Source organism: Novosphingobium sp. Fuku2-ISO-50 (assembly GCF_001519055.1).
Classification (GTDB): domain Bacteria; phylum Pseudomonadota; class Alphaproteobacteria; order Sphingomonadales; family Sphingomonadaceae; genus Novosphingobium.
Window position 1 is genome coordinate 73453 of the sequence record NZ_KQ954287.1, and the last position, 22516, is coordinate 95968.

The following is a 22516-nucleotide window of genomic DNA, read 5'->3' on the forward strand; positions in this document are numbered from 1 at the left end:
CTGTGAAGTCAAATCGAAACCGGCAAAGATTGATAGAGGCCATCTATCACAAAAGCCCGCGCCGCCGCCATAGCCGCTTGCGCGCGCGGCAGCGGCGGATCGCGATCGAGCACGAGCAGGCCCACCCGCCGCACCGGCTCGGGCGGATCGAGCGGCACAAACCGCGCCCATTCGGCCCCGGCCAGAAGATGCGCATAGCCATCGGGCACGATCGCCGAAAACGCGCCCGAAGCGACCAGCGCAAACAGCGCGACATGGCTGTCCGCCGTCGCCCGCGGCCGCGCGACATGGCCGCGCAGCGCAAGGCGCTGGTCCAGAATGCGGCGGTAGAGCATGGTTTCGTCAAGCAGGCACAGATCCTGCGCCACCGCTTCGTCCCAGCCGATCGTCACCCGATCGTCAAACCGCCCGCCGCGCCGGGTCAGAAACAGATAGTCCTCGCCCGCCAGCGGCACCGCCGTCAGCCCCGGCGGCGGGTCCTGATCGAGATAGGTGATCGCGGCATCGATTTCGAGCGCGGGCAGCGCCTGATCGATCGCCCGCGCCGTCGCCGAACGCACCGACAGCATGAGCCCCGGATTGGCCGCCAGCAACGCCGCCCCGAACCGCCCGACCAGCGGCAAGGCGGCAGGAATGGCCGCCAGCGTAAACGGGCCTTCGAGCGGGGTCGCCATGACTGCCGCATGCATCGCCCCCATCGCGCCCAGAATCTGCTGCGCCCAGGGCAACATGGCCTCGCCATGCGGGGTCAGCCCGATGAAACGGCGATCCCGCTCGACCAGACGCCGACCCAATTCCTGCTCCAGCGCGACCATCCCCGCCGAAAGCGTGGGCTGCGACACGCCGCATTCCTCTGCCGCGCGCGCAAAATGGCGCATGCGGGCCAGCGTGACGAAATAGCGCAAGTGGCGCAGCTGCATGGATTGAAGTTCTCCCCATGCATGTCCTAGCCGGGAGCGGCCATCGTGTCATCTCGCCCGAATGGCCCGGAGGCGTGGCCAATTCGCTCGGGAACGGGCGCAGTTACACCTCCACCCCTGTCCGCTTCGATGTACCCATCATCGGTGAATTCAGGAATTTGAGGACAAGATGGCAGGCGGACAACCGAGCGCAGGCGGGCAACCGAGCGCAGGCGGGCAACCGAGGGCAGGCGGGCAACCGATCGCGCACGCAAGCCGCAATACCACCACGGCAGAGCTCGTTGCCAGTGGCCGGCAGGTCATCGGCATAGAGGCCGCCGCACTCACCCGGCTGGCCGATGCGCTCGACGATCGCTTTGCCGAGGCGGTACACCTGATCATGACGGCCAGCCGTCGCGTGGTCGTGACGGGCATGGGCAAATCGGGCCATGTCGCACGCAAGATCGTCGCCACGCTGTCGGCGACGGGCACGCCCGCGATGTTTCTTCACCCTGCCGAGGCGGCGCACGGCGATCTGGGCATGCTGATGCCCGGCGACGTGCTGATCGTGCTGTCCAATTCGGGCGCCACCCCCGAAGTGCGGCCGATCATGCGCTATGCCCGATCGCTCGGCTGCAGCGTGATCGGCATTTCCGCCAGACCGCATTCGCCGGTGCTCAAGGGCGCCGATGTCGCGCTGGTCCTGCCCGATGCGCGCGAGGCCTGCCCGGTCAATATCGCGCCGACGACATCGACGACGATGATGATGGCGCTGGGCGATGCGTTGGCGGTGACGGTCATGGGGCGGCGCGGCATCTCGCGCGAGCGCATCCATGTGCTGCACCCCGGCGGGACGATCGGCGCCAGCCTGACCCCGGTCGAAGAAGTGATGCACGCAGCGCCCGGCCTGCCGCTGGTGCCGCTGACCATGCCGATGCGCGATGTCCTGGTGGTAATGACGGAAAAAAGCCTGGGACTGGCCGGCGTGATCGATGGCAGCGGTCGGCTGGCCGGAGTGATCACCGATGGCGATTTGCGGCGCCATATCGACCGCCTGATGGATTCTTCCGCGCAAGACGTGATGACGTGCGATCCCAAGACCATTGCGCTGGGCAGTCTGGCCGGCGATGCGCGCGCGCTGTTGAACGAAGCGCGGATCACCGCGCTGTTCGTGGTCGCGCGCGATGATCCGCGCCGCCCGCTCGGCGTGGTGCACATTCACGATCTGACGCGGTGCGACCTTGCCGTTTCCGCCCCCACGGAGGCCGATGCGCGATGACCGGAATGTCATCGCCCGAGCGGATCCCCGAACGAATCCCCGAACGAATCCCCGAACGAATCCCCGAACGAATCCCCGAACGAATCATAGTCATTCCCGCCCGCCATGGTTCGACCCGCTTTCCGGGAAAGCCGCTGGTCGATCTTCGCGGCGCAGGCGGCAGGCCGCGCCCCCTGATCGAGCGGACCTGGCGCGCGGCCATGGCCGTTCGCGGGATCAGCCGCGTGCTGATCGCGACCGACGATGACCGCATTGCCCAGGCCGCGCGCGGGTTTGGCGCGGATGTGGTGATGACCCCGATGCACTGCCGCAACGGCACCGAACGCTGCGCCGCCGTGCTCGATGCGCTCGACCATGATCCCGATCTCGTCATCAATCTTCAGGGCGATGCGCCGCTGACCCCGCCCGATGTCGTTGCCGCCTTGATCGCGCGGATCGAAGGCGCCCCCGATCTCGGCGTCGCGACTCCGGCGGCGCCCTGCACGCCTAGCGTGCTGTCGGCGCTGATCACCGATCAGGCGGCGGGGCGCGTGGGCGGGACGACCGTGGTGTTCGACGGCGCACACCGCGCGCTCTATTTCTCCAAACGCGTCATCCCCCATGTCGCGCCCGAACGCTTGGCGACACAGGCGCACGCGGTCCATTTGCACATGGGCGTCTATGCCTATCGCCCCTCGGCCTTGCGCGCCTATGCGGCGGCGCCGCCTTCGCCGCTCGAAGATATGGAAGGGCTCGAACAACTGCGCTTTTGCGATCGGGGCGTGCCGGTCGGGGTCGCCCTGTGTGCCGTGCCCGCGTGGGATGCGATCGAGTGCAACAATCCGGGTGACATTCCCCTGATCGAGCGCGTACTCGCCGAGCTGGGGATCGATTAGGGCGGATTGACGGGATGCGGATCGCGGGACACACGGTGGGCGCCATGGCCCGGCCGTTTCTGATTGCCGGGCCCTGCGTGATCGAAAGCGAGGCCTTGTGCCTGGAGATCGCGCGTCATCTCGCCCGGCTGCGCGATCGGCTGGGCATCGCGGTGGTGTTCAAGGCCAGCTTCGACAAGGCCAACCGCAGCGCCCATACCAGCTTTCGCGGCCCCGGCCTTGACGAAGGGCTGGCGGTGCTCGGCAAAGTCCGCGCCGAAACCGGCCTGCCGCTCTTGACCGACGTTCACAGCGCGGAGCAAGTCGCGCGCGTTGCCGAAGTGGTCGACGTGTTGCAGACCCCCGCCTTCCTCGCGCGCCAGACCGACCTGATCATGGCCGCCGCCGCCAGCGGACGCCCGGTCAACATCAAGAAGGCACAATTCATGGCGCCGGGCGACATGCTGCCGGTCGTCGCCAAAGCGCGCGCCGCCGCCCGCGCCGCCGGATGCGACGAAGACTGCGTGATGGTCTGCGAACGCGGCAGCAGCTTTGGCTATCACAACCTGGTGGTCGACATGCGCGCGCTGGTGGAAATGCGCGAAACCGCCTGCCCGGTGATCTTCGACGCCACCCATTCGGTCCAGTTGCCGGGCGCCATGGGCGGATCATCGGGCGGCCGCCGCGAATTCGTCGCCCCCCTCGCCCGCGCCGCCGCCGCCGTCGGCGTGTCCGGCCTGTTCATGGAAACCCACCCCACCCCTGCCCAGGCCCTCTCCGACGGCCCCAACGCCATCCCCCTCGACCAGCTCGACACCCTGATCGAACGCATCCTGCACATAGCCGAAGCCGCCCACGGCGACGCGTGAAGCGGTTGGTTTGCGGGAAAGGCGGCTGTTGCGGACTGACCGGAAAGTCAGCATCGCAAACGCGAACGACCATAAGCTGCCGTTCCTACCGACCAACGTCAGCGTCAGCTTTGCGCCCCAATCTAGTCATTCACCAAGCCAGCCCCCAATCCTGGAACCGGTCATTCCATCCGAACCTTGTCGGCGCCCGCATCCCATGACCGCATCTGGGACTCTTCTGCCAAGCCGCTTTTGGCGTGCCACTCAGCCAGCGGTCAACGGGCAAAGCTCGCAGTGATTTATAACAGCTAAACTGATAAGCTTTTCTTTTCAGTTTTCTGATTATCTGGTACTGTGCGCTTCATGAACAGTGTGACCCAGCAGCCCCACACCGCAAACGCAGCCGACTTGGCAACCGAGCTTCGCGCCTTGGTGGGGAAGCTGAAGCGGCGGCTGCGCGAGCAGGCGGACGTCGGTGACTTCACGCCGTCGCAGGTCTCCGCGCTTCTTCGTTTGGAAAAGGAAGGGCCTGCCACCGCATCGAAGCTAGCCCGCGCGGAAGGAATGCGGCCGCAATCCATGTCGACCGTGATCGCCGCTCTGGAGGCCGCTGGCATGGTCCGAGGTGAACCGGATCCCACCGATGGCCGGCGGATCCTGCTTTCCCTCACCGATTCCTGCCGGGAATGGATCCAGCGCGGGCGGGCGGTGCGGCAGGATTGGCTTACTCGTGCACTTCAGACCCGACTCTCGACGGAGGAACTGGATGTCGTAGGCCACGCCGTCGGTCTGCTGTCGCGCCTCACCGACGACTGAGTTTCCCCATTCCCGTCATTCATAGAGGAAGATGCGCATGCCAGTGACCGCGTTCGATGCACGGACTGCCCTTCTGGTCGTCGATCTTCAGGCCGGGATCGTCAGTTCCGCCATTGACCGGCTGACCGACGACGTGCCTTCGATGGCGCAGGTACTGGATCGCTCGCGCGCATTGATCGATGCCTTCCGCCAGCATGACCTGCCGGTTGTGCTGATCAATGTTGCCGGCAGCGCACCGGGGCGGACGCAAGAACCGGGGCGCATCAGCGGTCCGTTCCCTGACGGTTTCACCGACTTCGTTCGAGAGCTTGACCAGCGACCCGAGGACATCACCGTTACGAAGCGCACTTGGGGCGTTTTCGCCAGCACAGACCTCGACGCACGCCTGAGGGCGATGGCGATCACGCAGGTGATCGTTGCAGGGATCGCGACCGGGACAGGTGTGGAATCGACCGCGCGCCAGGCCTTCGAGCAAGGCTACAACGTCACCCTGGCGATCGACGCCATGACCGACATGCGTGCGAGTGCGCACCGATACAGCATCGACAACGTCTTTCCCCGTCTCGGCGAGACCGGGACGGTTCAAGAGATTATCGATCTTCTGGGCAGCAAGGAGGCCTGACATGCCGTGGTTTCATCTTCTCGCTTATTTCGGCGGCGGTCTTTTCCTGGCCAATGCGATCCCGCACCTCGTTAGTGGAACAATGGGCCGCCCCTTCCAGAGCCCCTTCGCCAAACCGCCCGGTGAGGGCCTTTCATCTTCCACCGTCAATGTGTTGTGGGGAGGCGCCAATCTGGTTTTGGCCTATGTCCTCATCTGCCGGGTCGGACTGTTCGATTTACGTGATGCCGGCGAAGCAGCCGCGCTGGGCGGGGGCATGCTTCTGATTTCGCTTTTTTCGGCACGCCATTTCGGCCGCTTTCACGGCGGCAACCATCCGGACCCGTCTTGAGCGCGATTGTCGCTACCGTGTTCCAGTCGCTGAAAGTCCGGAACTATCGGATCTGGGCGGCGGGGGCGCTTGCGTCAAACATCGGCACCAGTATCCAGCGCACCGCGCAGGACTGGCTGGTGCTGGTGGTGCTGACACACGGCAGCGCATCGGCGCTGGGCGTGGTGATGGCGCTTCAGTTCGCGCCCCAGCTGCTGTTTCTACCCTGGACTGGATCGGCGGCGGATCATCTGGACCAGCGCAAGTTGCTGATGACCACGCAGGCGGCCATGGGGATTCTGGCGCTCCTGCTCGGCGCGCTCACGCTGACCGGCACCGTGCGACTTTGGCACGTTCAGGTCTTTGCGTTCGTGTTGGGCATCGCCGCGGCGTTCGACGCACCCGTCCGTCAGATATTCGTCTCGCAACTGGTCGGCGACGAGTATCTGCCCAATGCGGTCACGCTCAACACGATATCCTTCAACATCGCGGGCCTGATCGGCCCTGCCGTAGCGGGTGTGCTGATCGCGGCCGTGGGCACCGGATGGGCATTTGCGCTGAACGGCGCGTCTTTCGTCGCGGTGCTGGCGTCGTTGTTTCTGCTGAAAAAGGTTGAACTGCACGCGCCTGCTGGTGCCAGGCAAAGCCGTGGCAGCTTCATCGAAGGCCTGCACTACGTCGCCGGTCGCCCTGATCTGATCGCCATCCTCGTCATGCTCTTTCTCGTCGGGACGTTTGCGCTCAATTTTCCGATCTTCATCGCGACCATGGCGGTGAAGGTCTTTCACGCCGACGCCCGTGGTTTTGGAACGCTGTCGTCGGCGATGGCCATCGGCGCCGTGGCGGCCGCGCTGTGGAGCACCCAAAGCGGCCGACCGACGCTTGTCACCCTGATCTGGAGCACAGCGTTGCTAGGTCTCGGCTTCACGCTCGGCGGCGTCTCTCCGACCTACTGGACCTTTGCCGCCTCACTGGCCTTGATCGGGATCGGCTATCTGACATTCATCAACGCGACCAATCCCATCATGCAGCTCTCGACAAAGCCATCCATGCGGGGGCGTGTCATGGCTCTGCGGATCGGTGTCGGTCTTGGTGCCACACCTGTCGGGGCTCCCATCGTCGGCTGGACGGCCGATCACTTCGGCCCACGCTGGTCGCTCGGCGTCGGGGCTGCGGCGGGTTTCGCTGCCGCAGTTGTCGGTGGATACGCTCTCGCGAGAAGCAAGCGACTTCCTGCGGCGCTGTGAACGGCGGCGTCCAGGCCGAAATGCGATTGAAGGACCGACATGGGGCTTGCACCTGCCTTTGGGGTCCTGGACTGAGGTGGGGCAGCTATCCCACTTTCCCAGCCCGGAACCCGCCATTCCGTAATCGGCCCAATTGCCGACGTTTGGGCTAAGGTGATTGAGCGGCAGCTTACAGAATGCCTCGATGAGGAGCTAGCCGTCCGCTTGTGCGGCGGCCTCAGTCCTTCGGTTTCAGCGTGATCCATACGTCGACCGGGGTGACGACTTTGCCCGGGGCGGGTTTGCCGATGTCGATGCGTTCGGCGGTGACCAGTTCGCCGGTTTCGAGCGTGAAGCTGGCCCATGGTTTCGGCATGCGGCCGAAAGTCATCTTCTGGATTGGCCGTCCGGTGACGGTGTTCATGATCGTTGCGGTGATACCCATGCCGCGCCCGTAGCGACCGGCGGGGCGACCTGTCCACCCGGCGGCTGTGGATAGCGGGGCCGTCGGGTGGCGGTTGCGCGGGCCGGCGCGGGCCTTATGATGCGCCCGATCACGGGAGATCAGGACATGCCGATGCCGCCGCCGACTGCCGATCTGGTCGCTCCGCGAAACGCGCTGGCCTATCTCGACGTGCAGTCCATGGCCCTGCCCTATCCGCTTCGCGCGCTGGAGGCCTGGGACCGCTTGATGGCCGAACCCTTGCCGTTCATGAAAGCGGCGTTCGCCGTGCGCGATGCGATTTCGGCGCGGTTTGGAGTCAAGCGGATCGGCGGCTTTTCCGGCACGCGCAAGGCCGATCCGGCACAAGGGGACATGCTCGACTTCTTTCTGATCGAGCGGATCGCCCCGGATGTGTTGACGCTGACCGTGCGCGATCGGCACCTCGATGTGATGACGTGCGTCACGACCGGCGAGCAAAGACTGACCATCACATCGTCGGTCACCACGCACAATTGGTTTGGAAAGGCCTATATGGTCCCGGTCGGCATAGCGCACCGCGCCATCGTGCGCGCCACGTTCGCGCGGCTGCGGTCGCGATTGGCAGTCCGGGCGGAACGCTGACTCTCGCCTATCCGCCCTTGACGGCGGCGCGCTTGAACCGGACCTTGTTCATGAGGCATAGCCTCGTTTGCGAAACGCCTCGCTCATTGGACCTGCACGAACTTCATGGACATTAGCCCGATCCCGGTCGAAACCGCCATCGGCGCGTTCCTTTTCGCGTTTCCCGCGCTGTTTTCGATCGTCAATCCGGTCGGCGGGGCGCTGATCTTCGATTCGGTGACCACCGGCAAATCGCCCGCCGAAAAGCGGAAAATGGCGTTCCAGATCGGGCTCTATTCGCTGGCCGTTCTGCTCGCATCGCTATGGCTGGGCGGCTATATCCTGAATTTCTTCGGAGTCAGCCTCAGCGCTCTGCGCATCGCGGGCGGGCTGGTCGTGGCCGCGCGCGCCTGGAGCCTGCTGATGCAGCCCGAAGCGCATGAAGAGCGCAAGGCGCATCAGGCAGAGCCCGCGCAAAACGCCGAAGACATCGCCTTTTTCCCGCTGACCATGCCTTTGACGACCGGCCCCGGGACGATCGCGGTCGCCATCGCGCTGTCTTCGCAACGCCCGGAAACCGGCTTTGCGCCGCTCGGCTTTTTCGGCGGGGTCAGCGCGGCGGCGGCGGCGATCTCGCTGCTGATCTGGCTCTGCTATCGCTGGTCGCACGGGGTAACGCTCTTGTTGGGCCAGGGCGGCGCGCGGGTCATGTCGCGGCTGGTCGCGTTTCTGCTGCTGTGCGTCGGGGTGCAGATCATCGTGACCGGCGTCATCGGCGTCGGCGATCTTGTGGAAGCCGCGCGCCACAAGTGAGCGTCGTTTGCGCAACCCGGACAGCTTGCTTCGCGGGGGACAGCTTGCTTCGCCCGGATCGAGCGTGCATCACCCGATCGCGCCCTGCTGCACTTATCAAAAGCCACGCGCACCAAAAAGGGAAGAGTTGATGCCAAGCCTTTATGCGATCACCATTCCGGTCTTCATTCAAAAGCTGCACAGTCTCGATCACCTGCTGGCCAAGGCCATCGCCAGCGGCCTCGACGAGCAGGATCTGTTCGAAGCGCGGCTTGCCCCCGACATGTTCCCGCTGTCGCGTCAGGTGCAGATCGCCTGCGATACGGCCAAGCTTGCCGCCACGCGCCTGGCCCAGATCGGGCCCCGCGCGATGGCCGACGAGGAAAAGAGCCTGGCCGAACTGCGCGAACGTATCGCCAGGACCATCGCCTATCTCGAAGAAGCCGACCCCGCCGCGTTTGAAGGCCGCGAAACCGCCGAGATCACGCTGGAATTTCCCAACATGAAAATGACCTTCAGCGGCCAGAGCCTCGTCACCGATTTTACTTTGCCCAATTTCTATTTCCACCTGACCATCGCCTATGCCCTGCTGCGCATGAAAGGCGTTTCGATCGGGAAAATGGACTTTTTGGCCGGGGCACAAGCGCCGGGCTGAACGGTCGCATCCGGCGCGGCCCCCGCGCGCTATTTCACCTGCCCGCGCGCTATTTGACCTGCCCGCCCACTATTTGACCTGCCCGCCCGCTATTTCACCTGATTAACCATGCCCAGCCCGACATAGGCAAAGTTGGCGACCGTCATCGAGAATTTCTGCAAGTCCGCGCCGGGGGCGTTGGACACGTAGATCACGTCATGATCGTGCATGCGAAAGCCCTGCGCGACAAAGAATGCGGCCGGATCGCTCAGGTCGAGGCGATAGATCACCGGCACGCGACCATCGGGCGTGGTCCTGGCCGTCGCCAGCACGGCGGGATCGAGCGCGGCGGGGTTTTCCAGCCGGAACAGGAACACGCCGTGCATATCGGCGCGATTGTCGTTCAGTCCGCCCGCACGACCCAGCGCCTGTGCCAGCGTCATGCCGGTCGCCTCAAACGGGATTTCGGCATTGTTTCCGGTCGCGCCCAGCGCCGTGAACGTCCAGGGCTGAAACATCGCCGTGACGACATCGTCGGGGGCGAGCCGCACGTCTTGCGCCGGGTCGCGGATGACCGCATCGAGCGGCATCGTCGCGACTTTCGACCCGCGCGTGATCTGCAGAACGGTCTTGGTCACCGGCTGTTTCACCCCGCCCGCATTGGCCAGCGCATCGAGCACGCGTTCGCCATGCGGGGTCACGTTGAAGCGCCCGGCGCTGGCGACGTCGCCGATCACCGAGACATTCTTGAGCGCGTTGTGAGTCATGCGTACGATCACTTGCGGGTGGTTGGCCTTGCCGCGCAGCCGCTCGGCAATCTCGCGCTCGACATCGCGCGGGGATCGCCCGGCAACGACGATGTCGCCGACAAACGGCACCGCGATCCGCCCGGTTTCATCGACCATCTGTTCGGGCAGCCCCGCGCTGCGCGCCGCCTGAACCCCGGAATTGACAGTGCCCAGCGGGCTGATCGTGCCGAACAGTGCGGCGGGCGGCGCTTCCCAGATGGCGATGTCGATCGTGTCGCCCTTGCCGATCACGGTGCCGACCGCCGCAACATCGCCCAAAGCCTCGGCAAATGTCTGCTGCCGCTCGCTGGCGAAGACCTGCCGCGCGGCGACGCCGGTCAATTCGACCACGGTGATCGGCGCGGCCTGAACCGGCGCGCCCGCCGCGCGCGTGACCGAGCTTGCATAAGGGCCCGACCGACCGAATTCGCCGCACCCCGCCAGCGGCCCGGCCAGAGCCAGCGCCAAGGCTAGGCCCGCGCCGGTGCGAAGCGGAAAACCGGCGGAAAATCGTCTTTCAATAGCTGTCATGTCTGCGCGCCCTGCCGAAATCTTCACTAGCTGACCCCAATGCCCCCTTCTCGCCGTGCGGCGAAAGGGATTGCCTGATCCGATCCTAGCGGATTTCCGGCCGCCTCCGTCGAGGTATGGGTCCATTCCGGGGCCATAACGTAACGGGCGCGCAGCCATGCCTCATGGGGGCTCGGGATCGGCCTCGCCAGCGGGCTGAGACCCGATCCGGGCCGGTGCTCCGACACCCGTCCCGAGGGGCGCAATGGTGCCGAAACGGCGCATTCGGCGATCCCCTCGCGATGCGGCGGCGGATACATCCGGGGCATTCCGCACGCCTGGACGGGCAAAACGAACCGGACGGGCAAGACGAACCGGGCGGGCAAGACGAACGGAACGCACGATGACCGACTCCATTGCCGAATCACGGGCCAAGCCGCAGGTCTGGTGGCTTCGTCCGCTGTTCCTGATCTGCGTGGTGCTGCCGACGGCGATCGCCATGCTCTATTTCGGTGTGCTGGCGTCCGACGTCTATCTGTCGGAATCGCGCTTCATCGTGCGCGGGCAGGACAAATCGACGCCGACCGCGCTCGGCCTGCTGCTCAACAACGCCGCGCTCAGCCATGGCACCCCCGAAAGCAGCGCGGCGCAAAGCTATCTTATGTCGCGCGATGCGCTGTCCGCACTCAATCGCGGCAATGCTTATGCGCGCGCCTATTCGCGCTCGGCGATTTCGCGATTTGACCGGTTCGATCCGACGGGTTTTGCCGGCAGTTTCGAGGATCTCTACAAGTATTACGAAGGCCACGTCCGGGTCGATACCGACAATTCCGCCGGGATCACCGAGCTGACCGTGCGCGCCTATAGCGCCGCCGACGCGCGGGCAATCAACGAACAGTTGCTGCGGCTGGCCGAAACGACGGTCAACCGGATGAGCGAGCGCGCGCGCCAGGACCTGATCACCAGTTCCGAACACGAAGTCTTCGATGCCAAGGCCGCCGCCCGCGCCGCCGGGGCCGCGCGGGCCCGCTATCGCAACACCGCAGGCGTGATCGATCCCGAAAAGCAGGCGCCGATCCAGTATGAGCTGGTGTCAAAGCTTCAGGACGAATTGATCGAGGCACGCAGCGACCGGCGCCAATTGACCGTCCTCGCGCCGCAAAGCGCGCAGATCCCCGCGCTCGATGCCCGGATCAGGGAAATCGAACAGCGCATTGCCGAACAATCGGGGCTGGCCGCAGGCAACCGCAGGAAATCGCTCGCCGCCGCCAGCGAGGAATACGAACGACTCTCGCTCGATTCCGACTTTGCCGCCAAACGCCTCGCCGCCGCGCTCGCCTCGCTCGAAGCGGCAGAGACCGACGCACAGCGCAAGTCGAGCTATGTCGAACGCATCGTCGAGCCCAACTTGCCCGACAAGGCCATCGAGCCGCGCCGCTTGCGCGCGATCGCCACCACGCTGGTCTTCAGCCTGATCGTGTGGGGCGTGGCCACGATGCTGATCGCCGGGATCAAGGAGCATGGATCGTGACGGCGCCCGGCCTCACGCACCAGCCGGCCTGCACGCCCGAGCGGGTGCCGTCGCTGCACGAAGCGCTGGCGATCGAGCGGCGGGTGATCTTTGCACTGCTGATGCGCGAAGCCCTGACTCGCTATGGTCGGCACAATATCGGCTTTCTCTGGCTGTTTGTCGAACCGATGATCTTTACCGTCGGGGTCACCGCGCTGTGGTCGCTGACCAAGACGGTTCATGGCAGTTCGATCCCGATCACCGCCTTTGCCCTGACCGGGTATTCCAGCGTGCTGTTGTGGCGCAACATGCCGGGGCGATGCATCAACGCGCTCTATCCCAATCTGCCGCTGCTCTATCATCGCAACGTCCGCATTCTGGACATCTTCATCGCCCGACTGGTGCTGGAATTCATGGGCGCGACGATGTCTTTCATGCTGTTGGGCATTCTGTTTCACATGATCGGGTGGATGGAACTGCCCGAAGACTTGCTCGAAGTGATCGGCGGCTGGTTCATTCTGGCCTGGTTCGGCATGGCGCTTGCGCTGTTTCTCGGCGCGCTGTCGGTCAGAAGCGAGCTGGTCGAAAAGCTGTGGCACCCGCTGTCCTATCTGGTCTTTCCGCTATCGGGCTCGGCCTTCATGGTCGATGCCTTGCCGCACGAGGCGCAGGGCTATGTCTTGCTGTTGCCGATGGTTCACGGGGTTGAAATCGTGCGCGAGGGCTATTTCGGCAGCTATGCCCATGCCCATTACGATCTTGGCTATGTCATCGCGATCGCCAGCACGCTGACCTTTTTGGCGCTGTTGCAGATCCGCGCGATCGCACCGGAGATCATCATCGAATGATCCGCGTCCGCAACCTCACCAAGACCTATCCGATCCGCGGGGGCCATCGCACGATCCTCGATTCGGTGAGCTTTGACCTTGCCCCGGGGCGAAAGCTGGGCATCCTTGGCCGTAACGGCGCGGGCAAATCCACTCTGATCCGGATCATCAGCGGCGCTGAACGCGCCGATGCGGGCACAGTCGAACGCGGCATGTCGGTATCATGGCCATTGGCATTCAGCGGCGCATTCCAGACCGCGCTGACCGGGCGCGACAATGTGCGTTTCATCAGCCGGATCTACAATTCCGATTTTGAACGCAATATCGTTGCGGTCGACGAATTTGCCGAGCTTGGCCCCTATCTGCATGAGCCGGTGCGCACATATTCGTCGGGGATGCGCGCGCGCCTCGCCTTTGCCATGTCGATGATCATCGAATTCGACTGTTTTCTGATCGACGAAATCAGCGCGGTCGGCGATGCCCGCTTTGGCCAGAAGTGTCAGGCAGAACTGTTCGAGAAACGCGCCGACCGCGCCATGATCATCGTTAGTCACGACGCGGCCTATGTCCGCGATCATTGCGACCATTTTGCAGTTTTACATGATGGACATATGCATTTTCATGATGATTTTGAAGACGCCTACACCTTGTTCAAGGGCCTGATCGGCTGGACCCCTCCGCCTGATTCCGGCACCGCCTCCAGCTAAGGACACAAGCGCACAATGCCCCTCGCCTTCTTTCGTTCCGACGCCGCAGAGCCCCTCGCGCTCGGCTCCCGGCCTCCGCTGCTGGCGCGGCCGGTGTCGCAGGCCTGCACCCGCAGCCAGATGGATGAAGAAGCCTATGTCTATTGGTGCAAACAGATCAGGGAACACCCGCGCGAACATCGCAAACAGTGGGAATTCTGCTATATCGCCCAGGTGCTCGCGACGGCGGGAAAGCTGGCTCCCGGACAGCGCGGGCTGGGCTTTGGCGTGGGGGAAGAGCCGCTTGCCGCCCTGTTTGCCGCGCGCGGCGCCCGCGTTCTGGCGACCGACCTCGCACCGGAGGCGGCGGCAGGCACCGGCTGGATCGAAACCAGCCAACATGCCCGCAGCAAAGAAGGGCTGAACCGTCGCGGTATCTGTCCGCCCGACCTGTTTGCCGACAATGTCGAATTCCGCTTCGCCGACATGAACGCCATCGCGGATACACTTGGCTCCGAACATCAGGGACCGTTCGATTTCATCTGGTCGGCCTGTGCCTTTGAACATCTCGGCTCGATCGAACGGGGCGGGGCATTCCTGCGCAACACGGCCCGACTGCTCGCGCCGGGGGGAATCGCCGTCCACACGACCGAATTCAACTGTTCTTCCAACAGTGCGACGCTCGATCATGCCAGCACGGTACTCTTCCGCCGCCGCGACTTCGAAGATTTTGGGTCCGAACTGGCGAAATTGGGCTGCGAAACCGTGTTCAATTTCGACCTCGGCGATCTGCCCGCAGATCACCACATCGACATGGCACCCTATTCACATGACCTGCACCTGAAACTGCAACTGGAAGAATGGGTCACGACCTCGTTCGGCATCGCCTTCACGCGCAAGGCCGCCTGAATGACACAGCACGCTTTCCCGCACCTTTGAAGATCGGCGCAATTCGATGACCCGCATCCTGATCGACGGGCGCAATCTGGGGCTCGAAAAGGGCACCGGGGTTGCGACCTATGCCCGCAACCTGTCGTATGAACTGCATGCCATGGGGCATGGAGTCGAAGTGCTTTACGGCAATGGCGCGGGGCCTTCGCGCAATGCCCTGATGCGCGAAATTGCCTTTTTCGATGCCAATCATGGCGATCGCGACCGCCTTGCCCAGGCGATCGAGGCGGTGCGCAGCCGGTTGATCGGGCCATTGGGCAAACATGCCTTTGACGTGCCGATCAGCGGCAAAGTGGTGTCGCGCACGTTCAGCGCGCGGCTCCCCTATTTTGACCGCATCGTCAATTCGCCCAACATTTTCGGCCGCAGCCACAATGCATTTCGCAGTTGGAAAATGCTGACCCGGCTGTCGATGGAAAACCGGCCCGACATCGCGCACTGGACCTATCCCTTGCCGATCCGGCTCAAAGGGCGGCCCAATGTCTATACCATGCACGATGTCGTGCCGCTGAAGCTGCCTTATACCACGCTCGACAACAAACGGTTCTATCTGCGCCTGATGAAGCGCATCGCAAGCATTGCCGATCATATCGTCACCGTGTCGGAATGTTCAAAGCGCGATCTGATCGAACTGGTCGGCATTCCCGAAGAACGGATCACCAACACCTATCAATCGATCGACATCCCGGAAAAATTCCTTGCCAAGCCCGACGAGGACGTCGCGCGCGAAGTCGAAGGCGCGGTCGGGGTCGATTACAAGGGGTATTACCTGTTCTGGGGCTCGATCGAGCCGAAGAAGAATATCGGCCGGATGATCGAGGGCTATCTCGCCAGCAAAGTCGATGCGCCGCTGGTCATCGTCGGCGCGATGGCGTGGAAATCGGAAGAGGAACTGCGCCTGCTCAACGAGGAAAACATCGTTTTTCGCCGCACGGTGGAAAACGACGAATTCACCCGCAAGCGCGTGATGATCCTGCCCTATGCGCCCTTTTCGCTGCTGGTCAGCCTGATCCGGGGCGCGCGCGCGACGCTGTTTCCGTCGATCTACGAAGGGTTTGGCCTGCCCGTGCTCGAAGCCATGCTGCTCGGCACGCCGGTCATTTCGTCCAACACGTCGAGCCTGCCCGAAGTCGCCGCCGATGCCGCGATGCTGGTCGATCCTTATGACACCACCGCGATCGCGCGCGCGATCCGCGCGATGGACGCCGACCCGGCCTTGCGCGCCGACTATGCCGCGCGTGGGCGCATCCAGGCCACCAAATTCAGCCGCGAAGCCTATCGCGAACGGCTGGCGTCCGTCTATGCGAGGGTGTCATGATCCGCGCAAACGTGGACAGCACGATATTTCGGGCGCCGCGCGCCGCGCGCCTGCCCGAACATGATCGTTCGATGGTTCTGGCACAGGCCTTCGCTCGCCACGGGATTTCCCGCTGTGCGATCATGGCATCGACGTTCCGTTCGGGCAGCAGCTACATCGCCAGGATCCTCGGCCGCAACGGGCTGAGCGGAATCGACATCGAACGCTTCAACAAGATCTGTCAGGCCCCGGACCCGGCCGCCTATTGCGACGCGGTGGCCGAACCGTTTGCCGGGGCGCTGTTTACGGCCAAGCTGATGTGGCCCCATCGCAGCGGCCTTGGCCGCGCGCTGGGCCTGCCGCGCAGCCAATCGCACAAGCTGGCCGCCGCCTTTCCCGGCGCGACGTGGATCCATGTCGCCCGCCGCGACAAGTTTCGCCAGGCCATCAGCTTCTGGCGCGCCAAGGCGAGCGGTCGATGGCACGTCAGGGATGGCAGCGGCGAACCGGACATCGCCTATGATTTCGTGGCTATCGACCATTTTTGCCGCGTTCTCGCGCTACAGGATCGTCTGTGGGACGATTTCTTTGCAGGCGCGGGAATTGCCCCGATCCGGCTCTGTTACGAAGATGTCGCAGGCGATCCGGGCTTGCTGGCGCCAGTGCTTGCCGCGTTTGGCTTCACGCTCACCGAAACGCAGGTAAATCTGCAAAAACAATCCGATGCAGCGACCGAGCACCATCTCGACCGCTACCTGACAGACCTCTACCGGCGCGGATTTTAGAGCGTGCGGGACAAGAAAGGGCCCATGATCATGCGGAACGTGTTGCGCCTGAGCGGCGCTGTGGCCGGCTTGGCGCTGGCTCTTGCCGGTGCCCCGGCGATAGCGCAGCCAACACCCGAAGCCATCGCCGCGCAGCCCCAGGGGCGCTTCGGCCCGGGCCAGGTCGATCTGGTCAGGGGTGTGCTGATCCGCGATGGGCGGCCCTGGCAGATGCGCGGGGTCGGCATTTCCGGCGTGGTGACCCCGGTGCGTCAGTTGAACCGCCCCTTCATCGGCATTCGCCTGCACGAGGCGCACGACGGTTTCGGACCGCAACTGCCGGGCAAAGTCCGTGCATTCGGCGCGGACACGGTGGTCATCAAGGTTTCGCAGCCGGGGCTCGATCCCGCGCACCCGATCCATGACCCGGCCTATCGCGACAGGGTGGTCAACGCGATCCGCCTGTTTCGCGCCAACGGGCTGACCGTGATGATCTCGATGCAATGGCAGCCGGGATCGGGGTCACGGACCGAAACCGGCTTCCCCACGGCCAGCACGCAAAACGCCTGGACCGCCCTGCTCGCCGCGTTGCCGCAAGACGACGGCGGGCTGATGTTCGACTTGTTCAACGAACCTGTCGGCAACGGCGACGAACCCGGCCTGTGGCAGCAATGGAAAGAGGCGCACGAACACGTCATCGCGGCGATTCGCAATGCCGGATTCCATCGTCAGGTGGTCATCGTCAGCGGGCTTCAGGCCGCGCACTGGCTGCGCGGCGCCCCGCCGATCGCCGATCCCGATGCCAAAGTGGTCTATGGCGTTCATCCCTATCTCAACGCCGCCAAAGTCGGATTCAGCAACCCGGCGAACTGGGATGTCTATTTCGGCCAGTTCTGCACCAGCCACCCCTGCATGGCGACCGAATGGGGATTGGCGGGCTATCCCGATGGCAAAGGCACCGGATGCCCCCCCAATGCGCCGGTCCTGAGCCGGCAACTGATCGAATACTTGTGGCGCCATCGCATGGGCGTGGCCGGCTGGTCATTCGATTATCCCGACACGCTGATGGTCGGCCCGGACCTGAGCCGACCGACCGACTTTGCCCAATGGAACGGCCAATGCCCCGAAAAGACCGACAAGACCGCCGACGACAGTTTCGGCATCGCGCACCCGGCCTTCGGAATCGGTCGGCTGCTGTCGAGTTGGTTCCACAGTCATCCCTAGACAGCGACAAGTTTTTGCAGACCGGGGCCTAGCTCCCCTTGGGCTGCCAAAGTTCGATTTTGGTACCGTCCGGGTCTTGTATCCAGGCGAACCGGCCGAAAGCGTCACCGTCGTCGCGCTTCAAGATAGGAACGCCGTGCGCAGTAAGTCGCGCAATCATAGCATCCATGTCATCGACTGCGAAGTTGATCATGAACTCCCGCGTTGAAGGGCTCATATAGTCGCTTGAGTCAGGAAAGGCCGTCCAGGATATTTTCGGAGGGTGGCCCGGAGCATCGAACGACAATGCCGCTCCACCCCAAGGTTTGACCTCAAGGCCGAGGACTTCTCGATACCACTTCGCGAGCGCCTTCGGGTCCTTGCTCCTGACGAAGACGCCGCCGACGCCGGTGATGTGACCTGCTTGCTCAGCCATGGCGTATCCCTGAGAAGTGAACGTGAGCGCCACCGCCACCCCGAAGCGTATAAGTAGCTTGAGCATGACCCATCCTCCTGTTCCCTCCCCTGTCGGCAAGTCTTTCAATCAACAGCGTAGGCCAGATTACGGGGCGCAAGGTGCACGAAAACCCGGCCGTCTACAACTTCCGCTTTCCACCACTTTGCGCCCTTCCGTGGCCAATGGCCCGTGCAGTGGCGGCAAAGGCAGGTAACGCCTAATTGCGGACACACCCTTCGTCATTCCAGCGAAGGCTGGAATCCAGTTGCGACGCCTCGAATAGACACAACGTATTCCATAATCAGTACCGTAGCCCCCGTCACTGGATTCCAGCTTTCGCTGGAATGACGAAGCGACGTGTTGGCGACGACAGCTAACCTCCAATTTCCGCCGTTTGATCGAGCGATGAATTGTTCACGCAGCCTCGTTCACGAGGCCTGCGCGCCCGGCCCCTGCAACAGATTGGCCACAACGCCGACCATGCGCACAAGCGCGTCTTGCGCCAGATCGGCGCGCCGGGCGGGGGTTTGTGGATACATCGAAAAATCATCGTCGAAAAAGGGGTACGGCAATTCGAAATTCCGGGCCAGCCGGGCATTGCCCAGAGCATACCTCTCGTAAAACGCCCTCGCCTCTGCCGCGCTGACGAACTGGCCCGACACGCCGCCGTCGGCGACCTGCAACAGCTTGAGCAAGCGCTTGCCCGACGCCTTTTCCTTCAGCACGTCGGAATGTCCGTTCATCGCTTCCAGAATGGTCTGGCTGACGAGATCGAGGCTGACATTCTCTCGCCGCGCCGGGGGCTGCCAGTCGACAGGAAGCACGATCCCGGCGGCCCGGCAAAAGGCCCCGATCGCATCGAAACCCTGCGCCGCAGCAGCCTCGGGATAATGCACGATCCGGATGGCGCCCGTGCCAAAAACCTCGGCCCAGGGCTCGATCACCCCGGCATAGTCGTAATAGGCCGCCTGATCGGGAGCAGGAAACACCGAAGGCGGCAGCCCCCCGTTGATCAGCAGCGAATAATAGCGGCTTACCGCCAGGCGATCCTGCCGCCGCAGGAACACGATCACCCGAATGCGGGTGCAGATTTCCGACATCAGGTCATGAACCCGCCGCACATCGTCAAGCGAGGTCAGGCGCGACAGATCTTCGGACGAAATCAGGTAGCGGTGCGCATCGGTGCGCTCGATTTCGGCCAGGACATGCCCCCGCGTCCGCGCGCGAAACGCCTGATGGCTCTCGGGCCCGTCAATCCCCGCCGAAGTAACCGCAATATCGCGCGATCCATCCGCCATGGCATAGGCCGCGAGCAGCTTGTGATTGTACCAGCCAAGGCAGCCCGAGGCGAACATCCCCTGACTGCGCAAGAGCGCCTTTTGATCATCGAGGAACATCTGGATGCTGGTCGAGCCGGTCTTTTCCAGCCCGATGTGGAGAATGATTTCGGAAATCTTGCCCATTGATCAGACCCTTGCGCCGTCAGACTGCATCGACCACGCCACCGATCCGATAGCGAAAGGCGCCATCGAGGTCCGTTGCCGCAAGCGCATGGCGACGCACGAACAGGCCATGCACTTCCTCGGCAAGATCGGTGCGGGCGACATCTTCGGCGATCAGCAGGCGCAAGGCATCGTTCAGCCCCCGATCGATCTCGACCAGCGGCGCCGATACTGCAAAGCCGGGCGCGCGCCGGGTCAGCGGTCGTCCGATCTGCGCGGCCTGTGCGTCAAGCGCGGCAGCGATCGCGGGCTCGTCGGCCAACACGCCTTGCCGCAGCACCAGCCAAGGCAACACTTCCGCCGGTTCGCCAAGCACCGGGGCCAGCGCCCGCGCGGCGTCGGCATCGAAAGCACGACCCGTCATCAATTCGACCACATCACCCAGCCAGTTCGCATCGATCGTCATGCCACGGCCCTTTCGCACTCGGCGCCCACGGCCTGTTCGGCACGCGGCGCAGCCTTGCCCGCTATGACGCTTGCGTAAAACGCCTCCAGCCCGGCGATCATCGCCGCAATGCTGTAATGCTCCTGCCAGGCGGCGCGGGCGCGTTGGCCACGACGCCGCAATTCAAGCCGATCGCCGTCGAGCGCCTCGATCTCGGCGACGATCGCGCGCGCCACATCGTCGCCATCGGCAAAGGCGCGCGCGCCATGGTCTTCCCGCGCGATTTCGCCCAGACCGCCCGCATCGAGCGCCAGAACCGGACGCCCCGCCGCCATGGCCTCGATCGCGACAAGCCCGAACGATTCAAACCGGCTCGGCATCAGCGCCAGATCGGCGGCGACATAGGCGTCATCCAGCGCCGCGCGATCGAGCAGCCCCATGAACCGGACCTGGGGATGCGCCGCGATCGCTTCGGCCCCGACCGAGGCGAGCGTCGCGCGGGCATCCTCATCGAGTTCGCCTCCGGCAAACCAGACCTCGACATCGCTTTCATCGATCAATCCGCGCGCCACCCGCGCGGCGATGTCAAACCCCTTGCGCGGTTCGAACCGTCCGACGAACAAGACCCGCAACGGCGCCCCGGTCAGCGCCTGATTTTCGCGGGCGCAGGCTTCGAATTCGCGCGTTGTCAGCGGATCGGGCGTCCCATGCGGCACGACCCGCGCGCGCGGCCCGACATCGAGGCCGTAAGTGACCGCAATTTCGTCGATGATCGCATGGCTGTTGGCCAGCAACCACGGCGCCCGTTCGAGCAGCGCCTTTTCGGCGGCGATCACCGGCTCGACATGGCGCGCGCCCAGCAACGGGCGCTCCTGCCATTCCGGCTTGAACGGCCGCGCCATGGCATACGTGGTATGCAAACTGACCACCGTGGTCAGATCCGGATCATCGAGCAGCGGCAGCCCTTCGAGATCCCAGATCGGAAACGAAAACAGATCGACGCCAAACGATTTGAGAAACCGCGCCTCGCGCCAGACGCGCATCGCCCAGGCGCCCAGCCCGGCGGGCAGGCCATAGCGTTCCTGCGCTGCCGGGGCGAGGTCCGCATCGGGCAGCAGCCGATGCACCCACAGCCCATCGCAAAAGACCACGCTTTCCGCCGCGTCCGCAGTCGCTGCGGCGGCGGCCTTGGTCAGGACATGGACTTTGTGCCCGCGCGCGATGAGCCCTTTGGCGACAAGCTGGGTCCAGCGCGCGATCCCGCTGTCATTATCGGGCGGCCAGCCCTGGCTGATCAGCGCGATCCGCCGCCCCGGCGCCGCCGCAAAGCGCACAAACGGCCCCGGCGCGCCGGTTGCCACCGTGGCGAGGTCTCCGCCCGGCCTGGCACCGCCCGCCATCGCCAGCCGCTGTCCTTCGGCAAGGCCGCGCACCAGATCTTCGTCAAGCGCGTGATGGTGCGCCGCATCGATCACCCCGTCGCGTTCGAACCGCGCGTTGACCGCCAGCAGATCGCGCCGAAAGACATCGAGCGCTTCGCCCGCCGCGACAAGATCGGCTGCACCGCCATGGCGCGTGATGAAATAGCCGCGCGACACCGCCGAGGGATAGAGCGTGCGCGCGACGCGATTGCCCGAGCGGATGTGGCTCGGCGCGAACTGATGCCACACGAGCGCATCAGGCTCGAAATGCACCTGCCATCCCGCATCGACCAGCCGCAAACAGACATCTGTCTCGTCGAGCAAATAGGCAAAGACATGATCGAACCCGCCCACTTCGCGCAAGGCGCTGGCGCGAAACGAGGAATTGGTGCCCAAAAGGCTGGGGTAAAATGGTGTGCCGGGGCGGTTCAGCGGGCGTTCGTCAAAATAGTCGCTGACATGATGCGCATTGCCGAAACGATCGCACAAAGTCTTGCGCATTTGCCAGCGGGTGCCGGTGTTATCGACGGTAAAGCCGCCGACCGCGCCGACGGCGGCATCGTCATAGCGCGCGACCAGCCGCCGCAACCATTGCGGATGCGGCACCGCGTCATCGTCGATAAAGGCGATGATGTCGCCTGCCGCCGCCGCAATGCCGACATTGCGCGATACCGACAGATTGGCCTGATCGCATGTCAGCGCCTTGATCGCCCCGCCCCAGCGCGCGATCACTTCGGCACTGTTGTCGGTCGACGGGCCATTGACGACAATGACTTCAAACGCGGGATAATCGAGCCCGGCCAGCCCGCGCAGCGCATCATCGAGCCACGGCCCACGGTTGTAGGTATTGACGACGATTGAAACGGTGGGAAACGATACAGGCATAAACG

General features: G+C 64.1%; 24 protein-coding genes. 17 read left to right on the forward strand and 7 right to left on the reverse strand.

The window, feature by feature from the left end; all coding sequences use genetic code 11:
* Positions 1-8: 8 nt before the first annotated feature.
* Positions 9-920, reverse strand: a complete 912-nt coding sequence (locus tag AQZ50_RS06035) for a LysR family transcriptional regulator (RefSeq protein ID WP_067744136.1) — start codon at positions 918-920, stop codon at positions 9-11.
* Between the two features lie 169 nt (positions 921-1089).
* Between AQZ50_RS06035 and AQZ50_RS06040 the strand changes: the two genes are divergently transcribed.
* The 7 genes from AQZ50_RS06040 to AQZ50_RS06070 all read left to right on the forward strand — a co-directional run bounded on the left by AQZ50_RS06040 (position 1090) and on the right by AQZ50_RS06070 (position 6875).
* Positions 1090-2178, forward strand: coding sequence for a KpsF/GutQ family sugar-phosphate isomerase (locus AQZ50_RS06040; RefSeq protein WP_082703444.1), 1089 nt, complete (start codon positions 1090-1092; stop codon positions 2176-2178).
* A complete protein-coding gene (locus AQZ50_RS06045; protein WP_231730133.1) occupies positions 2175-3053 on the forward strand; it encodes a 3-deoxy-manno-octulosonate cytidylyltransferase in 879 nt (292 codons plus the stop codon). The genes AQZ50_RS06040 and AQZ50_RS06045 overlap by 4 nt, the downstream gene beginning before the upstream one ends.
* A gap of 14 nt (positions 3054-3067) precedes the next feature.
* Positions 3068-3901 (forward strand): 3-deoxy-8-phosphooctulonate synthase, encoded by an 834-nt coding sequence (gene kdsA, locus AQZ50_RS06050; RefSeq protein WP_067744139.1) that lies wholly within the window; start codon positions 3068-3070, stop codon positions 3899-3901.
* Positions 3902-4243: 342 nt separating this feature from the next.
* The gene (locus tag AQZ50_RS06055) at positions 4244-4696 is read left to right on the forward strand and encodes a MarR family winged helix-turn-helix transcriptional regulator (RefSeq protein WP_067744142.1); all 453 of its coding nucleotides are present in this window, start codon (positions 4244-4246) and stop codon (positions 4694-4696) included.
* 37 nt (positions 4697-4733) lie between these two features.
* A complete protein-coding gene (locus AQZ50_RS06060; protein ID WP_067744147.1) occupies positions 4734-5318 on the forward strand; it encodes an isochorismatase family protein in 585 nt (194 codons plus the stop codon).
* Position 5319: 1 nt separating this feature from the next.
* Positions 5320-5649: a hypothetical protein gene (locus AQZ50_RS06065; protein WP_067744150.1), complete on the forward strand. Its 330-nt coding sequence runs from the start codon at positions 5320-5322 to the stop codon at positions 5647-5649.
* A complete protein-coding gene (locus AQZ50_RS06070; RefSeq protein WP_067744153.1) occupies positions 5646-6875 on the forward strand; it encodes an MFS transporter in 1230 nt (409 codons plus the stop codon). Before AQZ50_RS06065 ends, AQZ50_RS06070 begins: the two co-directional genes overlap by 4 nt.
* 217 nt (positions 6876-7092) lie before the next feature.
* Here the strand turns inward: AQZ50_RS06070 and AQZ50_RS06075 are convergent, their stop codons facing one another.
* Positions 7093-7299: a hypothetical protein gene (locus tag AQZ50_RS06075; protein WP_067744156.1), complete on the reverse strand. Its 207-nt coding sequence runs from the start codon at positions 7297-7299 to the stop codon at positions 7093-7095.
* Between the two features lie 126 nt (positions 7300-7425).
* On the opposite strand from AQZ50_RS06075, the gene AQZ50_RS06080 reads away from it, so the two are divergent.
* The 3 genes from AQZ50_RS06080 (at position 7426) to AQZ50_RS06090 (ending at position 9346) form a co-directional block, all read left to right on the forward strand.
* Entirely contained in the window at positions 7426-7920 is a 495-nt protein-coding gene (locus tag AQZ50_RS06080; protein ID WP_082703474.1) for a DUF2867 domain-containing protein, read from the forward strand.
* Between the two features lie 105 nt (positions 7921-8025).
* Positions 8026-8712 carry a MarC family protein gene (locus AQZ50_RS06085; protein WP_067744159.1) on the forward strand — a complete coding sequence of 229 codons (687 nt, stop codon included), beginning with the start codon at positions 8026-8028 and terminating at the stop codon, positions 8710-8712.
* A 130-nt stretch (positions 8713-8842) separates the two neighbouring features.
* Positions 8843-9346: a DUF1993 domain-containing protein gene (locus AQZ50_RS06090; RefSeq protein ID WP_067744162.1), complete on the forward strand. Its 504-nt coding sequence runs from the start codon at positions 8843-8845 to the stop codon at positions 9344-9346.
* Between the two features lie 89 nt (positions 9347-9435).
* Here the strand turns inward: AQZ50_RS06090 and AQZ50_RS06095 are convergent, their stop codons facing one another.
* Positions 9436-10644 carry a polysaccharide biosynthesis/export family protein gene (locus AQZ50_RS06095; RefSeq protein ID WP_082703445.1) on the reverse strand — a complete coding sequence of 403 codons (1209 nt, stop codon included), beginning with the start codon at positions 10642-10644 and terminating at the stop codon, positions 9436-9438.
* A gap of 382 nt (positions 10645-11026) precedes the next feature.
* Here AQZ50_RS06095 and AQZ50_RS06100 point away from each other — a divergent pair, with 382 nt between their 5' ends.
* From AQZ50_RS06100 to AQZ50_RS06130, 7 genes are read left to right on the forward strand one after another with little or no spacing between them, the layout of a single operon-like run.
* On the forward strand, positions 11027-12154 hold the full coding sequence (locus AQZ50_RS06100; protein ID WP_067744165.1) for a KpsE/RkpR family capsule polysaccharide export protein: 1128 nt from the start codon (positions 11027-11029) through the stop codon (positions 12152-12154).
* Entirely contained in the window at positions 12151-12981 is an 831-nt protein-coding gene (locus AQZ50_RS06105) for an ABC transporter permease (protein ID WP_369801389.1), read from the forward strand. The genes AQZ50_RS06100 and AQZ50_RS06105 overlap by 4 nt, the downstream gene beginning before the upstream one ends.
* Positions 12978-13667, forward strand: a complete 690-nt coding sequence (locus AQZ50_RS06110) for an ABC transporter ATP-binding protein (protein WP_067744168.1) — start codon at positions 12978-12980, stop codon at positions 13665-13667. The genes AQZ50_RS06105 and AQZ50_RS06110 overlap by 4 nt, the downstream gene beginning before the upstream one ends.
* A gap of 15 nt (positions 13668-13682) precedes the next feature.
* Entirely contained in the window at positions 13683-14555 is an 873-nt protein-coding gene (locus tag AQZ50_RS06115; RefSeq protein ID WP_067744170.1) for an SAM-dependent methyltransferase, read from the forward strand.
* Positions 14556-14601: 46 nt separating this feature from the next.
* Complete coding sequence (locus tag AQZ50_RS06120) at positions 14602-15915, forward strand: glycosyltransferase family 4 protein (protein WP_197412394.1); 1314 nt, start codon at positions 14602-14604, stop codon at positions 15913-15915.
* On the forward strand, positions 15912-16679 hold the full coding sequence (locus AQZ50_RS06125) for a Stf0 family sulfotransferase (protein ID WP_067744172.1): 768 nt from the start codon (positions 15912-15914) through the stop codon (positions 16677-16679). The genes AQZ50_RS06120 and AQZ50_RS06125 overlap by 4 nt, the downstream gene beginning before the upstream one ends.
* 24 nt (positions 16680-16703) lie before the next feature.
* Positions 16704-17882 (forward strand): glycoside hydrolase family 5 protein, encoded by a 1179-nt coding sequence (locus AQZ50_RS06130; protein WP_067744173.1) that lies wholly within the window; start codon positions 16704-16706, stop codon positions 17880-17882.
* A 28-nt stretch (positions 17883-17910) separates the two neighbouring features.
* On the opposite strand, the gene AQZ50_RS06135 is transcribed toward AQZ50_RS06130, so the two are convergent.
* The 4 genes from AQZ50_RS06135 to AQZ50_RS06150 form a co-directional block, all read right to left on the reverse strand.
* Positions 17911-18363, reverse strand: coding sequence for a VOC family protein (locus AQZ50_RS06135; protein ID WP_156427247.1), 453 nt, complete (start codon positions 18361-18363; stop codon positions 17911-17913).
* A 383-nt stretch (positions 18364-18746) separates the two neighbouring features.
* Positions 18747-19781: a hypothetical protein gene (locus tag AQZ50_RS06140; protein ID WP_067744175.1), complete on the reverse strand. Its 1035-nt coding sequence runs from the start codon at positions 19779-19781 to the stop codon at positions 18747-18749.
* Between the two features lie 19 nt (positions 19782-19800).
* Complete coding sequence (locus tag AQZ50_RS06145) at positions 19801-20226, reverse strand: hypothetical protein (RefSeq protein ID WP_067744178.1); 426 nt, start codon at positions 20224-20226, stop codon at positions 19801-19803.
* The gene (locus AQZ50_RS06150; RefSeq protein ID WP_067744181.1) at positions 20223-22511 is read right to left on the reverse strand and encodes a glycosyltransferase; all 2289 of its coding nucleotides are present in this window, start codon (positions 22509-22511) and stop codon (positions 20223-20225) included. The genes AQZ50_RS06145 and AQZ50_RS06150 overlap by 4 nt, the downstream gene beginning before the upstream one ends.
* Positions 22512-22516: the final 5 nt, after the last annotated feature.